This is a genomic window from Streptomyces sp. NPDC020875 (assembly GCF_040641415.1).
GTDB lineage: Bacteria > Actinomycetota > Actinomycetes > Streptomycetales > Streptomycetaceae > Streptomyces.
On record NZ_JBFADP010000026.1, the window covers coordinates 80,479 to 104,974 of the forward strand.

The 24,496-nt window shown below is 72.8% G+C and carries 24 protein-coding genes and 1 pseudogene; 12 read left to right on the forward strand and 13 right to left on the reverse strand.

Annotated elements, in window-relative coordinates:
- Positions 1 to 120 precede the first annotated feature (120 nt).
- Positions 121 to 582, reverse strand: coding sequence for a helix-turn-helix transcriptional regulator (locus AB0G74_RS17300; protein WP_361146693.1), 462 nt, complete (start codon positions 580 to 582; stop codon positions 121 to 123).
- Between the two features lie 608 nt (positions 583 to 1,190).
- On the opposite strand from AB0G74_RS17300, the gene AB0G74_RS17305 reads away from it, so the two are divergent.
- Both AB0G74_RS17305 and AB0G74_RS17310 read left to right on the forward strand, forming a co-directional pair.
- Positions 1,191 to 2,126 (forward strand): 1-phosphofructokinase family hexose kinase, encoded by a 936-nt coding sequence (locus AB0G74_RS17305; RefSeq protein WP_361146696.1) that lies wholly within the window; start codon positions 1,191 to 1,193, stop codon positions 2,124 to 2,126.
- Between the two features lie 30 nt (positions 2,127 to 2,156).
- A complete protein-coding gene (locus AB0G74_RS17310) occupies positions 2,157 to 3,008 on the forward strand; it encodes a class II fructose-bisphosphate aldolase (protein WP_361146699.1) in 852 nt (283 codons plus the stop codon).
- Positions 3,009 to 3,044: 36 nt separating this feature from the next.
- Here the strand turns inward: AB0G74_RS17310 and AB0G74_RS17315 are convergent, their stop codons facing one another.
- The gene (locus AB0G74_RS17315; protein ID WP_361146702.1) at positions 3,045 to 4,097 is read right to left on the reverse strand and encodes a CBM35 domain-containing protein; all 1,053 of its coding nucleotides are present in this window, start codon (positions 4,095 to 4,097) and stop codon (positions 3,045 to 3,047) included.
- A 289-nt stretch (positions 4,098 to 4,386) separates the two neighbouring features.
- Positions 4,387 to 6,063 carry a diguanylate cyclase CdgB gene (gene cdgB, locus AB0G74_RS17320; protein WP_361146705.1) on the reverse strand — a complete coding sequence of 559 codons (1,677 nt, stop codon included), beginning with the start codon at positions 6,061 to 6,063 and terminating at the stop codon, positions 4,387 to 4,389.
- Positions 6,064 to 6,576: 513 nt separating this feature from the next.
- Between cdgB and AB0G74_RS17325 the strand changes: the two genes are divergently transcribed.
- On the forward strand, positions 6,577 to 7,149 hold the full coding sequence (locus AB0G74_RS17325) for a flavin reductase family protein (protein WP_361146708.1): 573 nt from the start codon (positions 6,577 to 6,579) through the stop codon (positions 7,147 to 7,149).
- A gap of 935 nt (positions 7,150 to 8,084) precedes the next feature.
- Positions 8,085 to 8,663, forward strand: a complete 579-nt coding sequence (locus AB0G74_RS17330) for a hypothetical protein (RefSeq protein WP_361146711.1) — start codon at positions 8,085 to 8,087, stop codon at positions 8,661 to 8,663.
- Here AB0G74_RS17330 and AB0G74_RS17335 read toward each other — a convergent pair.
- A complete protein-coding gene (locus AB0G74_RS17335) occupies positions 8,620 to 9,231 on the reverse strand; it encodes an ankyrin repeat domain-containing protein (protein WP_361146714.1) in 612 nt (203 codons plus the stop codon). The genes AB0G74_RS17330 and AB0G74_RS17335 overlap by 44 nt on opposite strands.
- 319 nt (positions 9,232 to 9,550) lie before the next feature.
- On the reverse strand, positions 9,551 to 9,982 hold the full coding sequence (gene arfB / locus AB0G74_RS17340) for an alternative ribosome rescue aminoacyl-tRNA hydrolase ArfB (protein WP_358823090.1): 432 nt from the start codon (positions 9,980 to 9,982) through the stop codon (positions 9,551 to 9,553).
- A gap of 264 nt (positions 9,983 to 10,246) precedes the next feature.
- Between arfB and AB0G74_RS17345 the strand changes: the two genes are divergently transcribed.
- Complete coding sequence (locus AB0G74_RS17345; protein ID WP_361146718.1) at positions 10,247 to 10,822, forward strand: TerD family protein; 576 nt, start codon at positions 10,247 to 10,249, stop codon at positions 10,820 to 10,822.
- A 287-nt stretch (positions 10,823 to 11,109) separates the two neighbouring features.
- Here the strand turns inward: AB0G74_RS17345 and AB0G74_RS17350 are convergent, their stop codons facing one another.
- The 4 genes from AB0G74_RS17350 to AB0G74_RS17365 all read right to left on the reverse strand — a co-directional run bounded on the left by AB0G74_RS17350 (position 11,110) and on the right by AB0G74_RS17365 (position 13,894).
- Complete coding sequence (locus AB0G74_RS17350; RefSeq protein ID WP_361146769.1) at positions 11,110 to 12,510, reverse strand: M1 family metallopeptidase; 1,401 nt, start codon at positions 12,508 to 12,510, stop codon at positions 11,110 to 11,112.
- A gap of 72 nt (positions 12,511 to 12,582) precedes the next feature.
- Positions 12,583 to 12,993: a PIN domain-containing protein gene (locus AB0G74_RS17355; RefSeq protein WP_361146721.1), complete on the reverse strand. Its 411-nt coding sequence runs from the start codon at positions 12,991 to 12,993 to the stop codon at positions 12,583 to 12,585.
- Entirely contained in the window at positions 12,990 to 13,211 is a 222-nt protein-coding gene (locus AB0G74_RS17360) for a type II toxin-antitoxin system VapB family antitoxin (RefSeq protein WP_361146724.1), read from the reverse strand. Before AB0G74_RS17360 ends, AB0G74_RS17355 begins: the two co-directional genes overlap by 4 nt.
- 125 nt (positions 13,212 to 13,336) lie before the next feature.
- On the reverse strand, positions 13,337 to 13,894 hold the full coding sequence (locus tag AB0G74_RS17365) for a heme-binding protein (protein WP_361146727.1): 558 nt from the start codon (positions 13,892 to 13,894) through the stop codon (positions 13,337 to 13,339).
- 432 nt (positions 13,895 to 14,326) lie between these two features.
- Here AB0G74_RS17365 and AB0G74_RS17370 point away from each other — a divergent pair, with 432 nt between their 5' ends.
- Both AB0G74_RS17370 and AB0G74_RS17375 read left to right on the forward strand, forming a co-directional pair.
- Positions 14,327 to 15,478 (forward strand): sensor histidine kinase, encoded by a 1,152-nt coding sequence (locus tag AB0G74_RS17370; protein ID WP_361146771.1) that lies wholly within the window; start codon positions 14,327 to 14,329, stop codon positions 15,476 to 15,478.
- Positions 15,475 to 16,110 carry a response regulator transcription factor gene (locus tag AB0G74_RS17375; protein WP_361146730.1) on the forward strand — a complete coding sequence of 212 codons (636 nt, stop codon included), beginning with the start codon at positions 15,475 to 15,477 and terminating at the stop codon, positions 16,108 to 16,110. Before AB0G74_RS17370 ends, AB0G74_RS17375 begins: the two co-directional genes overlap by 4 nt.
- 81 nt (positions 16,111 to 16,191) lie before the next feature.
- On the opposite strand, the gene AB0G74_RS17380 is transcribed toward AB0G74_RS17375, so the two are convergent.
- Positions 16,192 to 16,866 carry a hypothetical protein gene (locus AB0G74_RS17380; RefSeq protein ID WP_361146733.1) on the reverse strand — a complete coding sequence of 225 codons (675 nt, stop codon included), beginning with the start codon at positions 16,864 to 16,866 and terminating at the stop codon, positions 16,192 to 16,194.
- Positions 16,867 to 17,275: 409 nt separating this feature from the next.
- Between AB0G74_RS17380 and AB0G74_RS17385 the strand changes: the two genes are divergently transcribed.
- Positions 17,276 to 18,847 carry a hypothetical protein gene (locus tag AB0G74_RS17385; protein ID WP_361146736.1) on the forward strand — a complete coding sequence of 524 codons (1,572 nt, stop codon included), beginning with the start codon at positions 17,276 to 17,278 and terminating at the stop codon, positions 18,845 to 18,847.
- A 4-nt stretch (positions 18,848 to 18,851) separates the two neighbouring features.
- Positions 18,852 to 19,247 carry a RidA family protein gene (locus tag AB0G74_RS17390; protein ID WP_361146739.1) on the forward strand — a complete coding sequence of 132 codons (396 nt, stop codon included), beginning with the start codon at positions 18,852 to 18,854 and terminating at the stop codon, positions 19,245 to 19,247.
- A 54-nt stretch (positions 19,248 to 19,301) separates the two neighbouring features.
- Here the strand turns inward: AB0G74_RS17390 and AB0G74_RS17395 are convergent, their stop codons facing one another.
- Complete coding sequence (locus AB0G74_RS17395) at positions 19,302 to 20,573, reverse strand: lipase family protein (protein ID WP_361146742.1); 1,272 nt, start codon at positions 20,571 to 20,573, stop codon at positions 19,302 to 19,304.
- A 227-nt stretch (positions 20,574 to 20,800) separates the two neighbouring features.
- Positions 20,801 to 21,310 (reverse strand): hypothetical protein, encoded by a 510-nt coding sequence (locus AB0G74_RS17400; RefSeq protein WP_361146745.1) that lies wholly within the window; start codon positions 21,308 to 21,310, stop codon positions 20,801 to 20,803.
- A gap of 167 nt (positions 21,311 to 21,477) precedes the next feature.
- Between AB0G74_RS17400 and AB0G74_RS17405 the strand changes: the two are divergent.
- Both AB0G74_RS17405 and AB0G74_RS17410 read left to right on the forward strand, forming a co-directional pair.
- Positions 21,478 to 21,696, forward strand: a pseudogene (locus AB0G74_RS17405) (adenosylhomocysteinase); the annotation flags it as partial.
- 4 nt (positions 21,697 to 21,700) lie between these two features.
- Positions 21,701 to 22,246, forward strand: a complete 546-nt coding sequence (locus AB0G74_RS17410; RefSeq protein WP_361146747.1) for an NUDIX domain-containing protein — start codon at positions 21,701 to 21,703, stop codon at positions 22,244 to 22,246.
- Positions 22,247 to 22,343: 97 nt separating this feature from the next.
- Here AB0G74_RS17410 and AB0G74_RS17415 read toward each other — a convergent pair whose 3' ends face one another.
- Positions 22,344 to 22,892 carry a DUF1062 domain-containing protein gene (locus AB0G74_RS17415; RefSeq protein WP_361146750.1) on the reverse strand — a complete coding sequence of 183 codons (549 nt, stop codon included), beginning with the start codon at positions 22,890 to 22,892 and terminating at the stop codon, positions 22,344 to 22,346.
- 235 nt (positions 22,893 to 23,127) lie between these two features.
- On the opposite strand from AB0G74_RS17415, the gene AB0G74_RS17420 reads away from it, so the two are divergent.
- Complete coding sequence (locus tag AB0G74_RS17420) at positions 23,128 to 24,090, forward strand: helix-turn-helix domain-containing protein (RefSeq protein ID WP_361146753.1); 963 nt, start codon at positions 23,128 to 23,130, stop codon at positions 24,088 to 24,090.
- The last annotated feature ends 406 nt before the right edge of the window (positions 24,091 to 24,496 follow it).

The window sequence follows — 24,496 nt, forward strand, 5'->3', positions numbered from 1 at the left end:
GGGCCCCTGCGGGCACTGATCCCGAAACGAGCTAGGTGGTTCTTCGGGGCGATTCACACATTAGGGAGGCGGCGGGGAGCCGAGTTGGCCGTCCGTGTGGAGAACTTGGCCGTGCGTGTATCACGTATCACGCGCCCCGGCCCGCTGCCGGAACGCCCGGGGGCTCATGCCGTACGCCTGGCGGAACGCCCGACTGAAGGCGGCGCCGTCGGTGAAGCCCCATCGGACGGCGATGGCGTGGATGGGCTGCTGCCGCCGGTTGACGACGGCGAGGTCGGCCCGGCTGCGTTCGAGGCGGCGTCGGCGGATCCAGGCGGCGACGCCTTCCTCCTCCTGGTCGCGGAAAAGGGAGTAGAGAGTGCTGAGCGAGATGTGATGGTGGTCCGCGACGGACTGCGGGGTCAGATCGTGGTCAGCCAGTCGGGTTTCGATGAACGAGCGGATTTCCCGGAGGGTGGCCCGGCCCGCGCCGCCGCCAGCTCCCCCGCCGCCGGAATCGGCCCGTGGCACTTCCGATGGTTCCGGGCCCTGGGCGAGAAACGCGGACATCACATCGAGCAGGGACTGCTGCAAGGATTTCAACTCCGGCCGGGTACAGCCCGGAGCGTGTGATCTCAGCGCGCCGAGGAATTCATTCAGAATGGCTTCGGAGCCTTGACCGGCGGGATTGTTTTTACCCCGCCCCCGTTCCCCGCAGGTCGCGGCTTTGGCACAGAGCCGGGACGCGCCGTGCCGGACCGGATCGCGGGAAAGCCTGAGATTTCCGCAACGCCGTCGGGACTTCTCCATTCACACTCCCAGATGATCGATTCGACGGGGGCCGTCGGGCCACCGAATCCCGGGAAGCGTTCCGCACCGAAGTGCCCTTTGAAACCACGGAGGGAAATCACGAACCCGGCCGACGGGTCCGGTAGTGCGGTTATCACCGGCTCCGCGCCGGCCGTCATTACCCCGTGATGCCAGGCGGGAGTAAGCGGGTGCCGAACCCCGAGCCGCCGGGCCGGGGTCCGGACCCGGGCCCGGCGGCGCCCTGGACCAATCCGGTACGGATCCGCCCGAAAGGAAGTTTCGGACGGTTCCGGCCGGACCACGGCCGGGGGTCTGGGCCAACGGACCGGCGTTTGGCATGATCAGGACCGTATCCGGGGTCGGCCCGAGCCGACCCGACGCCGACAGGGGTGGTGACCACGATGGCGATCCTGACCGTCACCCTGAACGCCGCCCTCGACATCACCTATCGGGTCCCCGTCCTCACCCCCCGCGCCACGCACCGCGTCTCCGACGTCGTGGAGCGCCCCGGGGGCAAGGGCATCAACGTCGCCCGGGTACTGGCCGCGCTCGGCCGGGACACCGTCGTCACCGGGTTCGCCGGGGGGCCCACCGGGACCGTGCTGCGGAAGTTGCTCGCGCCCCTCGCCCCGTACGACGCGCTGGTGCCCGTCGCCGGGGCCAGCCGTCGTACCGTCACCGTCGTCGACTCCGCCGACGACGGCCGTGACACCACCCGGTTCAACGAGCCGGGGCCGCTGGTCTCGCCCGAGGAGTGGGCCCGGTTCGTCGGCGTCTACGAGGCTCTGCTGAAGGACGCCGAAGCGGTCGCCCTCTGCGGCAGTCTGCCGCCCGGGATCCATGTCGGCGCCTATGCCGAACTCGTCCGCCGGGCGCACGCCCACGATGTGCCCGTGGTCCTCGACACCGACGGCGAACCGTTGCGCCGAGGGATCGCCGCCCGCCCCGACCTGGTCAAACCCAACGCCGACGAACTCGCCCGGCTCACCGGCGCCCGGGAGCCGGTCCGGGCCGTGCTCGGGGCCCGCCGCCGGGGCGCGCACGCCGTCGTCGCGTCCTTCGGGCCCGACGGGCTGCTCGCCGCGACCGCCGACGGCGTCTGGCGGGCCGCGCCGCCCGCGCCGGTCCGGGGCAATCCCACCGGGGCCGGTGACTCGGCGGTCGCCGCCCTGCTGACGGGCCTGGTCGACGGCGTGCCGTGGCCCGAGCGGCTGGTACGGGCCGTGGCCCTCGCCACGGCCACCGTTCTCGCCCCCGTGGCGGGCGAGTTCGACGCCGCCGCCTATGAGCGGCTGCTGACCGATGTCACCGTGGTGAGACACACGGAGCCGAACTAGCCGGTACGCATCCCGTACGCAAGGGGAGACATGCCCGTCGTCAGTACACGTGAGCTGGTCGGGACGGCGGTCGCCGCCGGGACCGGGGTGGCCGCGTTCAATGTGATCACGCTGGAGCACGCCGAGGCCGTGGCCGAGGGCGCCGAACGCGCCGGGCGGCCCGCCGTGCTCCAGATCTCCGAGAACGCGGTCCGCTTCCACGGCGGCAGGCTCGCCCCGATCGCCGCCGCGACGCTCGCCGTGGCCCGCGCCTCGACCGCGCCCCTCGCGCTCCATCTGGACCATGTGGTCACGCCCGAGCTGCTGGAGGCGGCGCCCGGCGAAGGCTTCGGCTCGGTGATGTTCGACGCCTCCGCCCTGCCGTACGAGGAGAATCTGGCCGTCACCGCCCGGATGACGGCCTACGGGCACCGGCACGGGGTCTGGGTGGAGGCCGAGCTGGGGCGGGTCGGCGGCAAGGACGGCGAGCCGCCGCCGGGCGCCCATACCCCGGGGGTGCGGACCGATCCGGACGAGGCCGCCGCGTATGTCGCGAAGACCGGGATCGACGCGCTGGCCGTCGCCGTCGGCTCGTCGCACGCCATGACCGAGCGGACCGCGGCCCTCGACCACGGGCTGATCGCCCGGCTGCGGGCGGCGGTCCCCGTACCGCTGGTGCTGCACGGCTCGTCGGGCGTACCGGACCACGAGATCCGGGCGGCGATCGCCGCCGGGATGGTGAAGATCAATGTGGGGACGGCGCTGAACACCGCCTTCACGGGGGCGGTACGGGAGTATCTGGCCGCCCACCCCCGCGCCGTCGACCCCCGGAAACACCTCGTCCCGGCTCGCGAGGCGATGGCCGGGACGGTGGCGGGCTTTCTGGGGCTGCTGCCGGGGTGACCCCGGGACGCCCCCGCGGGCGCGGCGGGGCGCCCGTCAGGGCTTGCGGACCTCCAGCCAGTCCAGGTTCACATCGCACTGGTCCCCGGTCTCGCAGGAGATCTTGATCTCGTTCTCGCCTTCCTTCAGCGAGACCGGCGCCCAGGTCGTCTGCCAGTTCTTGTCGAGCGCCGGGTCGCTGGCGCCGATGAAGTTCTTCAGCCCGATGGGGTTGGTGTTGGCCTTGCCGTTGATGGTCAGCGTGGCCAGCGCGTCCTTCGCGGGGATCGTGTACCGGACGTAGAGCCGGTACTCGCCCTTCTGCCGGATCTTCGCCTTCCACGTCACCGACGAGCCGACCTGGTTGAACTGGGTGACATACGCCCCGCCGGTGCCCTCGGCGCCCTCGATGGAGGTGTCCGTGGTGGCGTTGCCGCCGAGCTGGAGGGTGACCGCGTCCTGCTTGGGCAGCGGGCCGGTCTCCTCCTTCTCCTTGTCCTTGTCCTTGTCCCGCTCCTCGGCCTTGTCGTCCGGCGCGGAGGGCGCGGGGCTGGCGGGGCCGCCGACGGTCTGCTTGTCCTCCGAGGTGTCCTTGGGGGCGTCCTTGGTGACGATCGCGACGGTGATACCCACCACGACCACCGCGACGACCGCCACGGCACCGATCAGCAGACCCCTGGTGTTGGGGCCGCGGCCCCGGCCGCCGGAGCCGTGGGCGCCGCCCGGGACGGTGGGCGGCCCCGAGCCGTGCCTGCCGGGTCCGGTGCCGCCGGGGTAGGTCTCGGGCGCCGCGTACTGCGCGGCGGGCTGGTGGTAGGGCTGCTGCCCGTACGCCTGCTGCTGGGGCGGCGGATAGCCGTACCCGGGCTGCTGCGGGGCCTGCTGCTGGTGGTGGCCGTACTGCCGCTCACCGACCGCCCTGACCTGGTTGTACGACGTCCTGGGGACGCCGGGCTGCGAGGCGGGCCCGGGGTAGCCGTAGCCCCCGCGCGCCTGGCCGGGCCTGGTCGCGCCCGCGGCCTGCCCGTCCTCGTACAGGTAGCCGAACGGGTCGTCGTCCTCGGGCGTGCTGCCGTTGGGCCTGCCTCCGCCGTTGTTCGCGGCCGTCATCCCTGTCACTCCTCACCATGTCGCCGGCGGTACGCCGACTCGGCGAGCCTACCCGGTTCGAATGAACCAATCGTTCGGTGTTGACCGTGATCGGTACGGACGGGACGGTCCCGGCCGGGCGCCCCCGCACCCGCTTCTCCCACAGAGCGTACGGACGTTGGACGCCGGGTCAATGAGCGGATGGACACAGGACGGGTACAACGCGGGCACGGGCGGCGGACGGAATCCCGGCGGGCGCGGAGCGCGGCCGTCCGGTCTCCGGCGCGCGCGGTGGTACGACTCACCACGGTCAGCCCGCGCGCCGGTGGACCTTGGAGCGCGACCGCTTCTCCTTGTACATCCGCTCGTCGGCCGAGGTCAGCACCTCGTCCACGGTCATTCCACAGCTCGCCCAGCCGATCCCGAAGCTGGCGCCGACCCGGACCGCCCGGCCGCCCGCCCTGATCGGCAGCACGATCGCGTTCCGCAGCCGTACCGCCAGATCCTCGGCGTCCGCGATGCCCAGGCCGTCGGCGAGCACCACGAACTCGTCACCGCCGAGCCGGGCGACCGTGTCGCCCTCGCGGACGCCGGTGGTCAGCCGCCGGGCCACCTCGATCAGTACCTCGTCGCCCGCCTGGTGACCGAACCGGTCGTTGATCGACTTGAAGCCGTCGAGGTCGCAGAAGAGGACCGCGAGCCCCTTCGTGCCGTCCTCGGCGCCGCCCTCGGGCACGGTGATGTGCACATGGTGGTCGTAGGGGTGGCCGGCCTGGCCGAAGGCGTAGCCCTCGGTGTTGAAGATCGCCTCGGTGTCGGCGTCGTGGTCGTAGTCGAAGTCGTAGGCGCCCTCGTACTCGTAGTCGTACGCGCCCTCCCCGGCCGGGCGGCCCTGCGGCGCCTGCGGCCGGTCGCAGAGCTTGGCGCTGAGCCGGGAGCGGAGTTCGGCGCTGTTGGGCAGGCCGGTCAGGGCGTCGTGGGAGGCGCGGTGCGCCAGCGCCAGCTCATGGCGCTTGCGGTCCTCTATGTCCTCGACGTGGGTGAGCAGGAAGCGGGGGCCGTCGGCGGTGTCGGCGACGACGGAGTTGCGGAGGGAGACCCAGACATAGCTGCTGTCCCGCCGCCCGAGCCGTATCTCGGCCCGGCCGCCCTCGGCGGAGGTGCGCAGCAGGGTGCCGACGTCCTCGGGGTGGACCAGGTCGGCGAAGGAGTAGCGGCGCAGTACGGACGCGGGGCGGCCGAGCAGCCGGCAGAGCGCGTCATTGGTCCGCAGCAGCCGTCCGTGCTGGTCGCCGCCCATCTCGGCGATCGCCATCCCGCTGGGGGCGTACTCGAACGCCTGCCGGAACGACTCCTCACTCGCCCGGAGCGCCTGCTGTTCCCGCTCCAGCCGGACAAGTGCCCTTTGCATGTTTGCTCGCAGCCGGGCGTTGCTGATCGCAATGCCCGCCTGGGAGGCGTACATCTGGAGGGCTTCCTGGCCCCAGGGGCCGGGGCGGCGGCCGTTGCGGGGCCGGTCGACCGAGATCACGCCGAGCAGCTCGCGGTTGCCGCCGGAGCCGTGCATGGGCGCGTAGAGCCGGTCGCGGGGGTGCCATTCGTCGTCGAACCGGGGCTCGGGGCCCTCGGTGTGCCACTGGGGGACGTCGTCCTCGATCAGCACCCAGCCCTCGGTGTGCGGGATGAACCGCAGATCGCCCCACGCCTCGCCCATGGAGAGCCGCCGCTCCCAGGAGGCCCGGGGGCCGACCCGGCCCGTCATCAGGGCCTCGGCGGCGGAGCTGCCCGCGAAGGCGGCGACGACGAGATCGCCGTCGGAGCGGACGAGGTTGACGCAGGCGAGTTCGTAACCGAGGCCGGACACGACGCCGTCGGCCACGTTCTGGAGCGTGTCGGCGAGGCTGCCGGCTCCGGTGAGTTCAGCCACCACCTTGTGCAGCTGCCGCAAGGTCGCAAGGCGGACGTAGGGCTCCGACTCGGTCTCCATGCTCGCTCTCCCCGAGACCTCGACAGCAGACTCCAGGTATCTCTTCGGCCTTCGTGTTGCGGTCTTCATACGGTCGTTCCACGCCGGTTCGCCGATGTGGTTTCCCGGCCACTGAATCACAGCGAGCTGTCCACTCGGTACACAGGGTCAACAAATACCGCCCTCTGTGACTCAAGTCACATGGAATGATGAGAGGACCCGGGATGTACGGGGATGCACTTTTGGCCTTTACCAGCGTTTTCGGAGTGCAAATCGGTTCTGTGTACGGAGGGTGACGGGGGCGTACGGGAGCGTGCTCCGGGGCGCTCCCGGGGGCGCGCGGAGCGGGCCGGAGGAGGTACGGGGTACGTCGGATGGTCCCCGTGGGGCCCGGGAGGCGGCGAATCGCCCCTGCACCGTGCCTGAACCGCGCCCTGAGCCGCGCCCGCACCGCGCCGGGACCTTGGTCCTAGGTCCAACGCATCCCCCGGGGCCCGATGCGGCGCCCCGTTTGGTCCGGTTAGCGTTCCGTGTGTGTTGCATACGACTCCCTCCGGCCCCGCCGCCGGACATGTTCCGGCCCCCGGTGTCCCCCATGCTGAGGGGGTGAGCAACGACGACTTCCGGGCCGCCATGTCACGACTGGCGGCGGGCGTGGTGCTGGTGACCGCGTTCGACGAGGACGCCGGACCGCACGGCGAGGACGCCGGGATGACGGCGACCGCCTTCGTCTCGGTCTCCCTGGATCCGCCGCTGGTGATGGTCAGTCTGCGCAACGGCTCCCGGATGGACGACCTGCTGGACGAACAGCCCCTCTGGGCGGTGTCGGTGCTCTCCGAGAGCCAGCGGCACATCGCGGGCCGGTTCGCGATGAAGGGGCGGCTGAGCGACCGGCTCCTCTTCGAGGACATCCCGTACCGGCGGGGCGAGATCAGCGGTTCACCGCTGGTGGGCGGCGCGCTGGCGACCCTGGAGTGCCGGACCGAGCAGCGGGTGGTCGCGGGCGATCACACCCTGGTCATCGGGCGGGTGCTGTCGGTGGGGCTGCCGAGCGCGGAGGGCGGCCCGCTGATGTACTTCCGCGGCCGGTACCGGCATCTGAGCTGACGGGCGGCCGGGGCGGGGCCGGGTCGGGTCGGGTCGGGTCGGGTCGGGTCGGGTCGGGTCGGGCCGGAAGCGTGCTGCCGCCGGGCCGTCGGGCCGCGATGCCGTCCACAACGCCGGGCCGTAACGCCTTCGTACCGCCGGGCCATGACGCCTTCGTAGGGCCGTACGTCCCCGGCGGCGGCCGAACCGGAACCCGAACCGGAACCCGCAAAGGAACCTGAAACGGAACCCGATGCGGAACCCGGTCCCGGGCCGGACGAAAGGCCGGGCGCCGAGGGTCTCGCGGCCGTCGCGGCCCGGGAGGGTCCCGTCGTCGCCGGATGCGGCGCCGGGGTCAGGAAGTCCGGCGAATACCCCTGCGGCGGGGCCGGATCGAGCGGCATCCGCAGCGCGCCGCCCAGCCCGAACCGTGCCCAGGACCGCCGCGCGGTCGGCAGATCGGCCCGGATGTCGGCACTGATCCCGGTCCGGAGGGCGGCCGACCGTCCGGCGCCGCGCCCCGTCCCCGTACCGCCGTTGCCGTCCGGGCCTCTCCCGTCCGGGCGGCCATCGGCAGGACCCGTAGCGGAGTCCGTAGCGGAGTCTTTACCGGAACCGCCTCCGGAATCACCGCCCGAAGCGTTGCCGGAACGACCGGCCCAACCGCCGCCGGGGCCACCGCCCGTGGCCCCGCCCAGTACGTGCGGGCTCAGCGGCAGCTCCCGTCCGGGCGGGCCGGACCATCGGCGGCAACCCGTACTGGGTCCGGGTCGCCGCCTCCGACTTCACCTCCGCGCGGACGGCGAGCTACTACATCGGCCACATCGACAACGGCACCAGCTGGATCGACGGCGTCCGCACCTGCTGAAGCCGGTGACCGCGCCCGGCCACGGCAGCGGCCGGGAAGTCCGGTAAACCACGGGACCGGACCGGGGCCGGGCTGGTGAACTGACCGGATGCTGGTGACCCTGGTTCTGCTCGCCGCTCTGGCCTCGACCGTGTACCTCTTCGCCCGGGGCGTCGAGGCGGCCCTCGACGCCCGCCGGTCACGGGGACCCGACGCGGGCGGGTGGCTCCTCCGCTCCGCCGCCGCGTTCACGGGCGCGGCGGCGGCCGGATGCTACGCCTGGGGCCTGCTCGGCGCCGCCGCGGCCGCCCTGGACACCGTCGACACCGGTGGCGGCCCGGCGCCCCTGCGGGTCTGCCCGACCGTGACGGCGGGATCCCTCGCCGACCACGGTGTGGAGTATCTGCCGCTGCGCTACGTCTGCGAGACGGAGGACGGTACGACGTACGTCACCGACGACGTACCCGGGTACGTGACGCCGGTGGCGCTCTCCTTCGCCGCGGCCTCCGTCGTCCTGGCGTTCGCGTCCCGCCGCACCGGAGGCACCCGGGAGGCCCATGGCTCGCGGGACCTGCGGGACTCACGGGACTTGCGGGACCTGTGGGCCGACGTGGACAGCTCCCACGGCCCCGGGGACGCGGGACCTACTCCGCCGCAGCCTCCGCCAACAGGGCCGCGATCTCCGTGAACCCGCGCCTGCGGGCATGCCGCAGCGGCGTGACACCGTCCGCGTCCGGCAGTCCGGGGGTGGCGCCCGCCGCGAGCAGGATCCGTACGACCCGCTGGTGCGCGGGCCCGCCGTCACCGAGGAGCACCGCCTCCAGCAGGGCAGTCCACCCCAGGTCGTTGACATGGTCGACCTCGATATCGGTCTCCGTCAGCACCGCCCGGACGTACGCCGCGTGGCCCCGCTCGGCCGCCGGGATCAGGGACACCCCGCCGAAGCGGTTCCGCAGCCCGACGTCCGGATTCGCGGGCAGCAGGGCCCGCATCATCGCCACACTGCCGGTCACCCCCGTCACCAGCCAAGGGCTGTCGTGCCTGGCGTCCTGCGCATCGGCATCGGCACCGGCCGCGACCAGGACCCGGGCGGCCTCGACATGGTCGCCGACGGCCGCGAGCAGCAGCGGGGTACGCAACTCGGCGTCCCTGACGTCCGGATCGGCGCCCCGGGCGAGCGCGGCCCGTACGGCGGTGGCGTCCCCGCGCCGGGCGGCGTCGAGGAGCGCGGCGGCGGCTGCGGTGTCGGCGGTCATCTGCGGACTCCTGTCGTCCGGGCGTACGGGGTTGTACGGGCGGGTGGGTGTGCGGGTGGGTGTGCGGCGGCGGCGTACGTACGGTCGATCCGCGCGCCGTGTCCCCGCCCGTACCCCCACTGTGCGCCCCGGCGGACCCGGACCCGGTCGCCGCACCGGCCACCGGACGCGGCCCACCCGGCGGACCCCGGTGTCGTCCGATCGTCGGATGCGCGACGGGCCGGGGGCGCCCCGGCGGGACGGACGGGCTCGCGGGACGGACGGGCTCGGCGGACGGGGCCGACCGGCGGACGGGCTCCCGGCAGCCGGGACGGCCCGGTCAGGACCAGTCGTTACGGGACGACCGGCCGCGCTTCGTCTCGGAGCGCTGCTTCTTCTCCCGCAGCCGCCGCTCGTTCAGCCCGCGCGGAATCCGCGTGGGGCGGCGCGGCTTGGGCGGCGGGGCCGTCGCCTCGGCGAGGAGCGCGGCCAGCCGGACCGCCGCCGTCTCCCGGTTGCGCCACTGGGAGCGGTGCTCGGAGGCCCGGACGGAGATCACCCCGCCGACCAGCCGCCCGGCGAGCCGGTCCAGCGCCCGTTCCTTCCAGACCGGGGGCAGCGCGTCCGTGGCCGCGAGGTCGAACCGCAGCTCGACCTGTGAGTCGCTGGTGTTCACATGCTGTCCGCCCGGCCCCGACGATCTGGAGAAACGCCACATCAGCTCGGCCTCCGGAAGGGAGACCGAGCCGCGGATGACATAGGGCCCGGACATGCCCCCATGATCCCGCGCCGACCCCGGATCCGTCATCCCGCTTTTCCGCCGCCCCGCACGGCACCCGGCACCCGGCACCCGGAGCGGGGCCCGGGAATGGAAGGGACGGATGTGGAACCCGGTACCGGCCTGTCGGCGTGATGGGGGTCAGAGGTAGCTTCGGACCTGGACCGGCCCACCCGATCCGGGACGAATCGTTTCGGGGCGGAGTACCGGAACCGGATCCGACGACGCGCACACAGCTCACAAAAGGGGATGTCCCACATGGCAGTAAGCCTGACCAAGGGCGGCAACGTATCGCTGACCAAGGAGGCGCCGGGTCTGACCGCCGTCACCGTCGGCCTCGGCTGGGACGTCCGTACGACCACGGGCACGGACTTCGACCTCGACGCCTCCGCGATCGCGGTGAACCCGGCGGGCACGGTCGTCTCCGGCAGCCACTTCGTCTTCTTCAACAACCGGGCGACCCCGGACCAGACCATCGTCCACACCGGCGACAACCGCACCGGTGAGGGCGGCGGCGACGACGAGCAGATCAATGTCAACCTCGCGGGCCTGCCCGCCGATGTCGACAAGATCGTCTTCCCGGTCTCGATCTACGACGCGGTGACCCGCAGCCAGAACTTCGGCCAGGTGCGGAACGCGTACATCCGGATCGTCAACCAGGCCGGTGGCGCCGAGATCGCCCGCTACGACCTGAGCGAGGACGCCGCGGTGGAGACCGCGATGGTCTTCGGCGAGCTGTACCGCAACGGCGCGGAGTGGAAGTTCCGCGCGGTCGGCCAGGGCTACGCCTCGGGCCTGGAGGGCATCGCACGCGACTTCGGCGTCGCGCTCTGACACGCCCCTTCTGACGCCGACCCTTCGGCGCCGAGTCGGCCCCGCTCCCCCGTATCGGCCGGAGCGGGGCCTTCGCACTACGACTGTGCGCAGACGGCCCCCTAGTTTTCAGGGGCGGTGCCCGGGAGAGCATTTAGGGGCGCGGGGAACTGCGCGACCAGCCACGACGGTGGTGCGGACCGCCGACAACATCAGGCTGCCGGGCGCGGCCCGGGTTGCTGGGGCGTTGCCCTGGAGGGCCAGGCCGCGCCGGGCGCGACCCGGCAGCGGGACGCCCCTCAAGAGGGTCAAGACAGAGCCGGGCGGCCGTCGCCGTACAGCCAGACGTCCCACACCTTCCCCAGGTCCTTCCCCGACACCCGCTCCGCGTAGGCGGTGAAGTCGGCGGTCGAGGCGTTGCCGTGCCGGTGGGCGGCGGGCCAGCCGCGCAGCATTTCGAAGAAGTCCCGGTCGCCGATCGCCCGCCGCACCTGGTGGAGCACCATCGCGCCCCGCCCGTAGACCGGTGCCTCCGTGAGTTGTGCCGGGGACGGCGGCTTCGCGGGCGGGAAGGCCCAGTTGGCGTCGTCGTCGTACGCCGCCGCGAAGGAGTCCCCGGCCGGGACGCCTTCGCGGTCCTCGGCCCAGAGCCATTCGGCGTAGGTGGCGAAGCCCTCGTTGAGCCAGATGTCCTGCCAGGTCTCGGGGGAGACGGAGTTGCCGTACCACTGGTGGGCCAGTTCGTGGACGACGGTCGGTACGTCGAACATCCCGGCGGGGACGACGGGCCGGTTCTGGGTCTCCAGGGCGTATCCGGCGATACCGTCCGGGACGGCGATCACCCCGGCGGACGAGAACGGATACGGCCCGAACCGGCCGACGGCCCACTCCAGGAACTCCGGCACCCGTTTCGCAACGCCCGCGGTGGCGCGGGCGACGGAGGTGTCGGCGGCGCTGACGACGGGCAGCCCGTCGGCGGCCTCGGCCCGGGTGATCGCGTACGGCCCGATCACGAGGGTCGCCAGATAGGAGGCCATGGGTTCGGCGGTCCGCCAGACGTAGGTGGTGTCGTCGGGGCCGGTGGCGGATTCGCGGACGAGTTCGCCGTTGGAGACGGCGGTGACGCCCTTCGGCACGGTGACCGCCAGCTCGTAGGCGGCCTTGTCGCTCGGATGGTGGTTCCCCGGGAACCAGGCGGCCGACCCGGCGGGCTCCCCGAGCGCCACGGCCCCGGTACCGGTCCGCAGCCAGCCCTCCTCGGAGCCGTCGGGGTCGGTGACGACCCTCGGCAGCCCGGAGTAGCGGACGACGGTACGGAAGTCGGCGCCGCGCCGGATGTCGTCCCGGGGCCGGATCGTCAGCTCGTCCCCGGCCCGGCGGGCGGTGGCCGGCTCGCCGTCGACGGTGACCTCGTCGACGGTCAGCCGGTGCAGATCGAGATTGAAGGCGCTCAGCTCCCGGTCCGCGCGGGCCACGATCTCGGCGGTCCCGACGAGCCGGCCGGAGGCGGGGTCGTAGTCGAGGGCGAGGCGGTAGTGCCGTACGTCGTAGCCGCCGTTGCCGAGCTTCGGGAAGAGGGGATCGCGCACCCCGGCGGCCCCGGGCTCGCCCCGCACCCCGCCCAGCTCACCGGGCGTACACCCGCCGCCGCCCACCCCCAGGACGACCGCGCCCAGCACGGCCCCCACCACCCGCACCGACCGAGGCATCCGCAGCATGCGGGGATCCTAGGCTCCTCGTGGCCTGGTGAAACCCGCCGTAAGGGGCGGTACGGCCGTCGGTCAGGTGGTGTCGTGGATGTTGTGCTCGGCGAGATCGGGCGCGTGCCGGGCGACGGCCCGGTAGTCGGCGTCGTCGTGGAGGACGGTGAGACCGTGATGCGCCGCGGTGGCCGCGATCATCAGATCGACCGCGGACGCGCCACGGTGCTCACCGGCACGGGCCAGGCGGTGCTGCACTCCACCGATCCAACGCCCCGCGCTCTTCGGCACGGTGACATCGGGGTACACATCGGCGAACATCTCCACGATCTCGTCGTACTCGCGGCCGTTCCTGGCACTGTGGAGGAATTCGGCGCGCTGCGGGTAGCAGGATCCGATGACGCCCGCGGTGAGCGCGGCCCGCCACGCGTGCTGCAACTCCGCCGAGCGGAGCAGCCGGACGAGGGCCGAGGTGTCGAGCAGAAAGATCACCAGTCGTGCTTCTCCGCTTCGTGCCGACGCTCGGCGTCCTCGACCGCGCCCCATTCACGAGCCCGCTCGAAATGGCCCGCCACCCGGGCCGCTCGCTCGTGCTGGTCGGCGTAGAAGGCGAGAGCCAGATTGACGGCTTCCTTCTTGGTCCTGACCTTCGCCAGGACCATCACGCGCGCCAGGGCTTCGTCGTCGATATCGATCTGGGTCACTGACATGCCACACACTCCCAGCGATGTTGGTCACATACAAAGAAACACACATGACCAACGATGACGCGGCGACCCGGTGGGATTCCGGGCCGCCGCGCACGTGCGGTGCTTGCGGTGCGGGCCCGTACGGGTCAGCGGCCCAGGGCCGCCGCGCCCGCCTTGGCGAACTCCTCGTCCTGCGCGCCGCTCGGGGCGCCCGCGACGCCGATGCCCGCGATCGGGGCGCCCTTCGACTGGACGGGGGTGCCGCCGCCGAGGAAGAGGGTGCCGGGGATGTCCTTCAGGTTCGGGGTCGACTCCAGCCGCTTGACCAGCTCGGACGTCGGGGCGTTCCACGACACGGCGGTGAACGCCTTCTTCTCGGCGGACTCGTAGGACTGCGGGCCCGCGCCGTCGCCGCGCAGGGTGACGATGGTGTTGCCGTTGCGGTCGACCACGGCGACCGTGACCCGCTGGCCGGAGCGCTCGGCGGCGTCGAGGGCGGCCTGCGCGGCCTTGGTCGCGGCGTCGATCGTGAGGTGGGTGGTCTGCTGGAGGTTGCGGTTGTGGGTGTCGGCCTTGACCGCGGCGCGGGACTCGGCGGCCGGGGCGGACGCGTTCGCGGACACCGCGCCGAACGTTCCGGCGCTGATCGCGGCGGCGGCGACGGTACCGGCGACGACACGGGCGCGGATCGACATCTTCTTCATGGACCTGACTCCTGGCTGCGGTGGGTACCTGCGGTTCGCGGGCCGGTCGACCCGTCTGCCATCGATCCTCCGGGCGGAACCGGGCCCCGGCCGTCGGCGTACCGGATCGTCGCCGCGTGCATGATGGAGGACGGCCGGGTCGACCGATCGGCTGATGCGGCCGGACCCCGGCCGGGTCACCATGCGAGTGGGGGCCGTCGCGCGCACCCGCGCCCCGCCCCCGTACCGAACCGGCGCTACGAGCACACCAGGAAGACCAGCATGCGGCGTGAGACCGGACCCGGCCCCGGACCCAAAACCGGACTCGGAACCGGAACCGGAACCGGGGCCGGGGCCGAGCCCGGACCCTGGACCGACCCCGGGACCGACGATCCCCGGCCCGCGGTTTCCGACCGGGGCGCGCGCCGGGACGACCGACGGCTCGACACCCTGATGAACGTCGCGTTCCTCACCCTCCTCGGCGGCGCCCTGCTCCGGTTCGTCCTCAACCACCCCGACAGCCCCCGGCTCCCCTGGGTGACCGGCCTCGCCGCCGCCCTCGCCGTACTCCAGCTCGCGGCACCCCGGCTCCGGCTCGCCGCGCCCCTCGGCCCGGCCGGGGCGCGCCGGGCGGAGCTGGCCGGATTCGGGCTGACCGTCGGCTGCTGGGTGGTGATCGTGCTGCTGGCTCCGAGCTTCGCGTGGTGTGCCGTACCGCTGATCTACACCGGGCTGCGGACCCTGCCCGCGCCCGCCGCGATCGCGCTCGTCGGCGTACTGACGGCCCTCGTCGTCTACGCCGAATGGCAGCTGCGGCACGGTCTCGACCCCAACCTGTTCCTGCTGCCGCCGACCGTGGCGGCCCTGGCGACCGGCGTCTTCCTCCATATGCGCCGCCAGGCCGACCGGCTCCAGGCCCTGGTCGACGATCTGATCAGGACCCGGCGTGAACTGGCCGCCACCGAACGCCGCGAGGGCACCCTCGCCGAGCGGCAGCGGCTCTCGATGGAGATCCACGACACGCTCGCCCAGAGCCTGTCCAGCCAGCAGATGCTGCTCCAGGCCGCGGAACGGACCTGGGACAGCGACCCCGGGGCGGCCCGGGGCCATGTCCGTACCGCCGAGTCCATCGCGGAACGCAGCCTCACCGAGGCGCGCCGCTTCGTCCACGATCTGGCCCCCGCCGACCTGGCGGCGGGCGGCGGCCTGGCGCAGGCCCTGCGGGTACTCGCCGACCGGGAGTCGTCCGGCGCGCTCCGGGTCCGGCTGCTGGTCGACGGCGCCCCGGCGGTCCCGCTGCCGGACCGGACGCAGTCGGCGCTGCTGCGGATCGCGCAGGGCGCGCTGGCCAATGTCCGGGAGCACGCGGACGCGTCGCTCGCCACGATCACCCTCACCCACCTCGACGACCAGGTCGTCCTCGACGTCGCCGACGACGGCCGGGGCTTCCCGCCCGCCGCCGCGGACGCCCCGCCCGGGATCCGCGGCCACGGCATCGCCGCGATGCGGGCCCGCGCCGGGCAGCTCGGCGGCGTCCTCACCATCGAGTCCGTGCCCGGAGAAGGCACGGTCGTCTCCGCCGCGATCCCCCTGGAGCCCCAGTGACCCCCCGAGACACCGCCGTACGGATCCTGCTCTGCGACGACCACGCGGTGGTACGGGCCGGGCTGCTGGCCCTCCTCGGCAGCACCCCCGACATCGAGGTCGTCGGCGAGGCGGGCAGCGGTGAGGAGGCCGTCGCGATGGCCGCGAAGCTCCGCCCCGACGTGGTGCTGATGGACCTCCAGCTCGGCGCCGGGATCGACGGGGTCGAGGCCACCCGCCGGATCGCCTCCCCCGACGTCCACGTCCTGGTCCTGACGACGTACGACACGGACGCCGACATCACCCGCGCCATCGAGGCGGGCGCCACGGGCTATCTGCTGAAGGCGGAGCGCCCGGAGGAGCTGTTCACCGCGATCCACTCGGCGGCCCAGGGCCGTACGGCGCTGTCGGCCCCGGTCGCGTCCCGGGTGATGGACCGGATGCGCGGCACGGGCACCCCGACGCTCACCGACCGCGAGACGGACATCCTGGGCCAGCTCTCCCGCGGCCTCGGCAACCGGGAGATCGCCCGCGCGCTCTTCATCAGCGAGGCCACGGTGAAGACGCATCTGGGCCGGATCTACGCGAAGCTGGGCGTCGACACGCGCGCGGGCGCGGTGGCGGTGGCGAAGGAACGGCGGCTGCTGCCGTAGCCCCTCCGGAGCGGTCGGGAGCGGGACCGGAAGCGGGACGGAGCCGGAGGTACGGGCCGCGAGGGTATGGGCGCCGTGGGGTCAGCCGGTGAACGCGGCGGACGGTTCCTCCCCGTGCTGGGCCTGCCGGGCGCGTTCGGTCACGGCGTGGGCGAGGCCCGCGACGACCGGCGTCTCGACACGGTCGTCGCCGCCGCCGTAGGTGACCCGGAGGACCACGGTCCCGGCCCGGATCAGGGTCGCCATGGAGTAGGCCGGCTCCGCGCCCTCGTGGTCGTCCCGGGCGAACGCGAGACTCTCGTCGCCGAACGGCTCCAGATAGGTCAGTCCGACGCCGTCGGCCGAACGGGCCTGGTCGGCGCGCTTCTGGTAGCCCGCGACGGCGGTGACGGCCGACTCGTACGCCTCGACCTGGACGAACGCCCGATGGCCGGTACCGGGCTCGGCGTAGACGACCTGGCCTTCGCTGAGCAGCCCCCAGCACCCGCTGTGGCACCTCTCCGGGGCCACGGCCGTGGTCTCGGCCTCCCCCACCGGCGTCCAGCCGGGCGGCATGCTCTCCGGGCCGGGCAGCACGGCTTCGGCCGACCGGAGTCCGAGGCCGGTCCTGGCGCCGTCCACGGCCGTACCCGTGGCGCTCGGCCCCCCGGGTGCCGCGCCGGCCGAGCCGGAACGGCCGTCGTCGCCGACGACCCGTACCAGCCCGTAGACGGCGAACCCGAAGACGAGGACCACCGCCAGGATCAGCGCCGTCACGGTGACCGGCGCCGCGTTCCCGAGCGGGGACGGCGGCCGGGGCGGGACCACTGTCGGCGGCTGCCCGTGTGCCGCCGCGTCCGGCTGCTCCGGCCTGGAGGATGCCCCGGTCTCCGGATGCTCCGGATCGCCCGGGTCGGGCCCCGCGCGCTTTCCCGCCCCGTCACCTCCGGCCCCCCTGGCACCCGCTGCCCCACCCACCCCCGGGGCCAGCAATGTCATGATCCAAGACCATAAGTCGGATGAGTCCATGGGGCAGATTATCGCCACGCCCCCACCGATCCGACCGGCGTTTTCCGGCCTTCGATCCCGCCCGCCGACGGCGCCCGGAAAAAGAACCCGCCCACCTGCGGCCCGTCGCGGATAATCGGCGTATGACTGAAGGAAAGGACTCCCGGGCACTCGTCCGGTGACCCACGACCCCGGCTGGGACCTGGTCGGCACGCTCGGCGGCGGCCCGTCCCTCTTCGACGACATCCGCGCGGAAGCGGTAAGGCTCCTGGGCCGTACGGACCCGGACCCGGCCCCGTACCCGCCACGACGCACACCCCCGCCCGAGGCCCCGGCGCACAGCCGCCGGGCGGCCCTGGCCCCGGACGAACCCGAACGGATCGCCGCCGTCGTCGCCCGGCTGACTGCGACCGGAGGACCACCGGACCCGACGGTCCTCGCCCATCTCGACCGGCGGGTAAGGCGCCTGGGACGGATCGGCGCCGACCATCCGGTACTCACGGCGATCGGGCGGCGCGCCCTGCCCCGCGACCGGCTGGCGGCGCTGGCCCGCTGGTCCGCCACGCGCGGGGAGCACCTCAACGCGGTCCGGTTCGGGCTGCTGCTCGCCGCCCGGCACGGTGGCTGCGGCCCCTATGTCCTCCGTCGGCTCGGTGTGATCGGCGACTTCACCGACGCGGCGATCGTGGCCGTCCGCGCGCTGCCCCGGGACCCGGAATCCCTGCTGCTCCACATGGCGGCCGAGGCGGAGGGCTGGGCACGGGTGGGGCTCGTCCGCGCCCTCCGGGGTTCGGCCGACCCCCGGGTCGAGGAGTGGCTGATCCGCGAATCGTGTACCGGCGGCGTACTCGACAGCTACTTCTGTCTGATCGCCGCCGAGACCGGTGATCTCGCCGGGGCCCTCGACCGGGACGAGATCGACGACGAACTCCTGCGGGGAGCGGGCCGGTTGCTGGCGGCGCTGACCGATGTGGACGGCCCCGGCACCTCGATCGGCTCGTACGAGGACGGGCCCCGGGCACTGATCCGCTATCTGCACCACGCCACCGCCCGACCGCCGTCGACGGAATGGTTGCTGGGCCTGGCCGGGATCAACCGGTTCCTGACCCGGCCGTCGGGCGCGGTGGAGCGGTGGGGCGGCCGGATCCGGATGCTCCGGGCCGCGTACGCGAAGACGCTGTACGCCCCCGGGACACCCGCCCTGATCGAGGCGGCGTGGCACGGAACCGATCCGGCGGAGATCCGGCGCGCGGCCTGGCTGGCGCGGCTGCTGGGGCTGCCCTACCGGGCGGGCCTGCTGAAGGCGATGCCGTCGGCACCGCTCGAATCCGGCCTCTGGTACCTCCTGGTCGACGACTGCCCCGACGACGAGGCGCAGACGGTCTTCGAGACGGCGGAGCGGCTGCTGCCACTGGCCGACCTGCGGTCGCCACCGGCGGACTGCCTCGGATTCGGGGCGGGCCACGAAGCGGACCAGTGTCTGGACATGGTCGTCAGCCGGCTCGACCGCCATCCCGGCCTGGGCCGTGCCCTGCTCGTCACGGCCCTGCGGAACCACACGTCCCGCAACCGCCGGATGGCCGTACGCGCGCTACAGGCGTGGCCGGTGGAGCGGTGGCCCCCGGCCGTGGTCGACGTGCTGCGGGCCGCGCACGCCGAGGAAGGGGTGGACGACCTCCGGGAGAAGTTGGCGGGGCTGCTGCGCGCGGAGATCGCGGGTTTGCCTGATCCGGCCGTACGGGGATCTTGAAGGGATGGAACAGATACGCCACAACGTCCCCTCCGGCTCCCCTTTCGAGGCGGCCATCGGCTTCTCCCGCGCCGTGCGCAAGGGATCCCATGTCGTGGTCGCCGGTACGGCCCCGATCGGCGAGGACGGCACGACGGTCGCGCCCGGCGACGTATACGCGCAGACCGTGCGGTGCCTGGACATCGCGGAGGCGGCCCTGGAGGCGGCGGGCTCGTCGGCGGCGGATGTCGTACGGACCCGGATCATGCTCACGGACATCACGGCCTGGCGGGACGCGGCCCGCGCGCACGGCGAGCGGTTCGGGGAGATCCGGCCCGCGTGCACCTTTGTCGAGGTGTCCCGGTTCATCGAGCCGGAGTGGCTGGTGGAGATCGAGGTCGACGCGGTACTCGACGCGTAGCGGACGGCTCCGGGTGCCCGGCCGCGCGGCCGGGCACCCGTCGCGCGACGCGGATCAGCGCACCCCGAGCCGGGCCGCGAGCCATGCCGTGGTCTCGGCCTCCGCCGCCTCCATGACGGTCAGATGGGTCGCCGCCGGGTACTCCCGGTACGTCACCGGGGAACCGGCCTTCCGCAGGGCGTCGGCGTACGCGGCCACCACCGGCGCCTGCACGATCTCGTCCTTCGCGCCCTGCCCGATGAAGAGCGGCCGGTCCAACCGGACGACGGGCACGTCGGTATGGCGGCGGAGGGCGTTCAGCAGCCCGGGGGCCGTCTCGGGCCGCTGCTTCCAGACGTTGTCGTCGTTCAGACCGGCCCGCGCGACCTCCTCGAAGAGGCCGGAGAGGCACTTCTCCCGGGCCGCCGGGGCGAGTGCGCGGGCCTTGGCCGAGAACAGGCCGCTGTAGTCGTATCGCGGACCGAGTGCCCGCAGTCCGTCCGTGACCAGCGGATACAGCGCCGTCCGTATGACCCGTTCCTCGGACGCGGAGTGCGAACGGTCGCTGACGAGACGGGACATGGTCGTCGGCGGCGCGGTGGCGACGGCGCCCCGGTAGTCGAGTTCGGGGGCGTAGCGGGTCGCGTACACGGCCGTACTGATCGCCGCGTGGCCGCCCTGCGACTGGCCCGTCACGACCCAGGTCCCCGAGGTCCCGATCCCGGCCTGCCGGGCGGCGCGCACGATGTCGATCGTGCCGTACGCGGCGCTGCGGGCGTGCAGATAGGGGTGCGGCCCGGGGGTGCCGAGCCCTTCGTAGTCGGTGGCGACGACGGCGACGCCGCGGTGGAGCCAGCCCCGGATCTCGGGATTTCCGGCGAACTCCCGGGCGTCGACCCGGCTGGGGGCGCAGATATCGGCGTTCCCGACGGTCCCGTGGGCGAGGGATATCACCGGCCAGCCGCCCTTCGGGGGCTTCCCGGCCGGGGCGAAGACCATTCCCGAAACGGTGACGCGCCCGCCGTCCGCGCCGGTGGAGGTGTAGGTGACCACGTGACCGGGCCCGCCGTGCGGCCGGGCCGACGCGGGCAGTTCGACCGCCTTGAGCAGCCGCCCGCTGCCGGGCGCGGCCCGTACCGCCGTCCCGTCCGCCGCGGCGGGCGGCTTCGGCGCCGCCGTCGCGGAAGCCGTCGCGGATGTCTTCGGGGACGCGCCCCGGGACGCGTCGGCGGACTTGGAGCCCTCCCCCGTACAGGCGGCGACGGTGGCGGCGAGCGCGCCGACGGCCAACAGCCGGGAGCCGACGGCGACGGCCCGGCGGGGCCGTTTCGGTCGTACAGAGGTCACAGAGGTCCCTTCGCGAAATGCGGTCGAGTACCCCGGGGGCGGCCGTGCACAGCGCCCCCGGCTCATGATCGTCACGCGACGTACCGAACGGTAACCGCCGTACGGCACGGTCCTGAAGGCCCCGGGAGACCGATCGCGGGGTCGTCCCCGATGACGACGCCCCCTTGATGCCTCGTCCTCGTGGCGCACAACCGAAGGCCGCGAATTCCCCTCCGCGCGCGGGCCGCCTACGGCCTCGGGACCCGGACCCGGCGCCGCGCCTCCACGAACCTCCGGGCCGCGGCCACCGTCTCCCGGCAAAGTTCCTCGTCCGATTCGGCCCGAGCCGTGTCCAGACCGACGACCTCCATGCCGCAGGCCATCAGTTCCCCCAGCGAGTCGGGAAAGCGCAGGGCCTCGGCGATCTCCCAGTAGAGGAGACGGGCACCGAAGACCGGATCGAGCGTCCCGTCGGCGATCTGCGCGGCAACGCGCTCGGCCATCGCCCACTTCGCCTCGACGGGGTCGGCGGGCGGCTCCCAGCGCAGCCCCAACTCGTCCAGCATCTCCTCGAAGAGGCCCCGCGCCTCGGGCTCCTCGTGCCGGAGGAGCCCGGCCAGGGCGGGGAGCGAGGGGGAGTCGATCCCCACGAGCAGCGCGTCGACACCGGCCCGGATGAGCCGGTCGGCCCCGGGGGTACCGAACACGCCCTCCCAGGCCAGCTCGTTCAGCCGCCGCAGCACCTCGTCCCGCTCCATCGGCCCCCCTTGCCTTGTCCACCGACACCGGCAGGCTCGCATGTCCACGGACCCGAGGGCTATCGAGTTCCGGGCCCGTCCGGCGTGCGGGGCGCCTACCCGACCGTGCTCCGGAGCATCACTTCGGCTCTATCGCGGGCCGTCGCATCGCCTCGTACACCTCACGCACCACCACCGGTCACCACTTCTACCTGCTGAACGGCGGCAACGCCGTCAACTTCCTGCACGGCGCCAGTGTCGGTCCTTTCATCTTCCTGGTTCAGTCCGAGATCCTCGCGGCTGTGTGCCTGCTGGCCCGAGGAGGTCTGAAAGCGGCCATGCACGAAGTTCCCGCAGAGGACCGGGCCGCCATCGCGGCTACCTGGCTCCGCTACTACAACAGGTGATCCCATGCCCATCACGGCCGACCACATCCGCGCCACCCTCACCCGGTACACCACCGCCCACCCCGAGGACGCGCCCGCACTCGCCCCTCTGCACGCACTCCTCGACGGAGGCGCGGACGTCACGGCGCGGTCCGAGGTACGCGGGCACGTCACCGCCGGGGCCGTACTCGTCAACGAGTGGCGCGAAGCGCTCCTCATCCACCATGTCGCCCTCGACCGGTGGTTGACCCCGGGCGGCCATCTGGAATCCGATGACACGGATCTGATGAACGCGGCCCTGCGCGAGCTGTTCGAGGAGACGGGTATCGGCGTCGGAGTCGCGCCGGTCGGCTCCGTACCGATTCATGTCGACATCCATGACATCCCGGCCAACGCGGCGAAGAACGAACCCGCGCACTGGCACGCGGACTTCCGGTACGTCTTCCGCACCCTCGACGACCGGCACGCGGTATCACTACAGCAGGAAGAGGTCACGGACTACGCCTGGCGGAACGTCGAGACGATCGCCGACCGCAAGCTGCGATCCCGAGTGCTCGCCGCCTTGATCTGACCGCTTGGGCCGACGGTGCCGCCCACGCGGTACAGCGGACCGCGGCGGGCCCGTCCGGTGGAGTCGTGCCGGACGGGCCCGGTCGTGGTCGGGCGGTTCAGCGTTTGAGCGTGAAGGCGAAGTCCCCGGTCAGCCTGCCGTCCAGCCGGTCGGCGGAGACGAGGTTCCCCTCCTTGAGGAGCCGTTCGACTTCGGCCCGGGGCAGTCCGCACCCCTCGGCGATCAGCCGCACCGGCCGGACCGGGATCCGGGCCCCGAACCGGACCTCCACGTCGATCACCGTCCGGCCGGGGTCGACCGGCCCTCCGGTGTCGAGCCGCCAGGCGTCGTCCCAGTCGAGGGCGATCCGGTTACGTCGCCGTACGCCCGGATCCTGGAGCAGTTCGGCGGCGAGGCCGGGATCGTTGGCGTGCAGCCGGTCCAGCAGCCCGGGGCGTACGGCGCGGACGTTCATCCGCTCCAGGACCGTGAGCTTGGCCGTGGTCCCGCAGCCGGTGCAGAGCACCAGGAGCCAGGCGTCGAGGAGTTTGTGGTGGGCGTTGACACGGAACTTGCCGTTCGCCCGGAAGTGTCGGGCCGCGCAGTCATGGCAGCGAAGGCGGACGAGTGGCAGACGGGTGGGGGTGACCACCCAGGTTTCGAGCACGGGGATACACCGTTTCTCGTGAGAAATCCGCAGCAAGAAGCAGCACGGCGCACAGCGGCGACGCGCGACAGATCAGCGCTTGGGAGGTCTCACACGAGATACAACGGAACGCCCTTGCCTCGACATCACGGAACGTCGGCACGGTACGGGTCCCGGCGCCCCCGGCTCCACCGGTTTTCGGGCCTTCACCGGAGGGCGCGGCCCGTGCGCGCGACGCGGGCGTACCTTTGGGCACATGGCTGTTGAGCACCTCGGGGAGCGGCTCGCCCGCCTCCGCCGGATCGCCGGTCTCACTCAGGAAGCCCTCGCCGAGCGAGCGGGCGTCTCCGTCGACGTCGTGAGAAAACTCGAACAGCAGCGCAAGCACAGCGCGCGGCTGCCCACCTTGCACGCGCTCTCCCACGGCTTGGGCATGGAGCTGACGAGCCTGCTCGGGGATCCGCCGGGGGTGCCGTCGACCGGGGAGGCGGACCCTCCGCAACTGGTCGGGCACTTGGCGATCCGGCTGGGAAAAACGGATCTCGCGCTCTCGGCGCTCGAACGGGCCATAGGCGCCGCCGGGGACTCGGACGACCCCTTGCTGGCACCGATGATCAGCAACTCCGTCGCCTGGAACTACCAGCGGCAGAACCGGCTGGACGACGCCGAACACCTGGCGGTCCGCGCGGCCGACGCCGTCGAAAAGGTCACGGAAAGCTCCGTCGAACAGGTCCGGGTGTGGGGCGGCCTGGTGATGTCCGCCGCCACCAGTGCGGCCAGACGCGGGGACTACGACACCGCGAACCTGATGATGCTCGAAGCCGAACACGCCACCCGGCGGCTCGCCGCCCTGCCCGCCCCGGGCGACGCCCGGATGGTCTCCGTGTTCAGCCGCTCGTCGGTACGCATCGAACGCGTCCGCCTAGCCGTCCAGCACGCCCGCCCCGCCGAGGCGCTGACCCTCGCGAAGGGCATCCGCCTCGGCACCGACACCCCGCGTTCCTGGCGCACCTGGCTCCTCCTCGACGTGGCCCGGGCCCATGCCGACCTGGGCAGCCCCGAAGGAGCGGTCGCGGCACTGGAACGGCTCCACAGAATCGCCCCCGCCTGGATACGTCATCACACCCTGGCGGTCACGATCGTCAAGGACCTCCAGGCCGGGGGCAGGACACCTCCCGGCCTGCGCCGTATCGCCGACTTCCTGGGAGTGTCCAACTAGGGCTCTCAAACTAGGACGTTACGTCCCTGTCGAGCCGTGGGCCTTCCCGCGACGATCACCCCACGACGGTCCGGGCGGAGACGCCGCCCGGCGAAAGGGGTGTCCGATGACGAGTCAACTGACGCTGAACCATGAACTTCGCCAACAGGGGTTGGACGGGGTTCGTGAGGCGTTGGACGTGTTGGGGTGTTGGCGGGTGCGGGAGTGGTCGGGGGTGGTGCGGTTGGCGGGGCGGGTGGGGCCGATGGTGCGGGAGGCGTTTGTGGGGTCCGTGGTGGCGGAGTCCGTTCCCGGGTATACGCGGGCCGCCTTGGGGTGGTGTGTGGCGGACGCGCGGGCGTTGGGGCGGGCGTGGCCGCACGGGGAGCGGGCGGAGGAGTACGGGCCCGGGATCGCGGCGCTGGTG

Bases quoted from the DNA above. Each gene is read 5' to 3' on its own strand.
- AB0G74_RS17390 (WP_361146739.1), top strand. From the start codon at position 18,852: ATGGAACAGATACGCCACAACGTCCCCTCCGGCTCCCCTTTCGAGGCG.
- cdgB (WP_361146705.1), bottom strand. From the start codon at position 6,063: ATGGAGACCGAGTCGGAGCCCTACGTCCGCCTTGCGACCTTGCGGCAG.
- AB0G74_RS17345 (WP_361146718.1), top strand. From the start codon at position 10,247: ATGGCAGTAAGCCTGACCAAGGGCGGCAACGTATCGCTGACCAAGGAG.
- AB0G74_RS17315 (WP_361146702.1), bottom strand. From the start codon at position 4,097: ATGACGGCCGCGAACAACGGCGGAGGCAGGCCCAACGGCAGCACGCCC.
- AB0G74_RS17330 (WP_361146711.1), top strand. From the start codon at position 8,085: ATGCTGGTGACCCTGGTTCTGCTCGCCGCTCTGGCCTCGACCGTGTAC.
- AB0G74_RS17365 (WP_361146727.1), bottom strand. From the start codon at position 13,894: ATGAAGAAGATGTCGATCCGCGCCCGTGTCGTCGCCGGTACCGTCGCC.
- AB0G74_RS17360 (WP_361146724.1), bottom strand. From the start codon at position 13,211: ATGTCAGTGACCCAGATCGATATCGACGACGAAGCCCTGGCGCGCGTG.
- AB0G74_RS17350 (WP_361146769.1), bottom strand. From the start codon at position 12,510: ATGCCTCGGTCGGTGCGGGTGGTGGGGGCCGTGCTGGGCGCGGTCGTC.
- AB0G74_RS17410 (WP_361146747.1), top strand. From the start codon at position 21,701: ATGCCCATCACGGCCGACCACATCCGCGCCACCCTCACCCGGTACACC.
- AB0G74_RS17370 (WP_361146771.1), top strand. From the start codon at position 14,327: ATGAACGTCGCGTTCCTCACCCTCCTCGGCGGCGCCCTGCTCCGGTTC.
- AB0G74_RS17400 (WP_361146745.1), bottom strand. From the start codon at position 21,310: ATGGAGCGGGACGAGGTGCTGCGGCGGCTGAACGAGCTGGCCTGGGAG.
- AB0G74_RS17305 (WP_361146696.1), top strand. From the start codon at position 1,191: ATGGCGATCCTGACCGTCACCCTGAACGCCGCCCTCGACATCACCTAT.
- AB0G74_RS17420 (WP_361146753.1), top strand. From the start codon at position 23,128: ATGGCTGTTGAGCACCTCGGGGAGCGGCTCGCCCGCCTCCGCCGGATC.
- AB0G74_RS17335 (WP_361146714.1), bottom strand. From the start codon at position 9,231: ATGACCGCCGACACCGCAGCCGCCGCCGCGCTCCTCGACGCCGCCCGG.
- arfB (WP_358823090.1), bottom strand. From the start codon at position 9,982: ATGTCCGGGCCCTATGTCATCCGCGGCTCGGTCTCCCTTCCGGAGGCC.
- AB0G74_RS17310 (WP_361146699.1), top strand. From the start codon at position 2,157: ATGCCCGTCGTCAGTACACGTGAGCTGGTCGGGACGGCGGTCGCCGCC.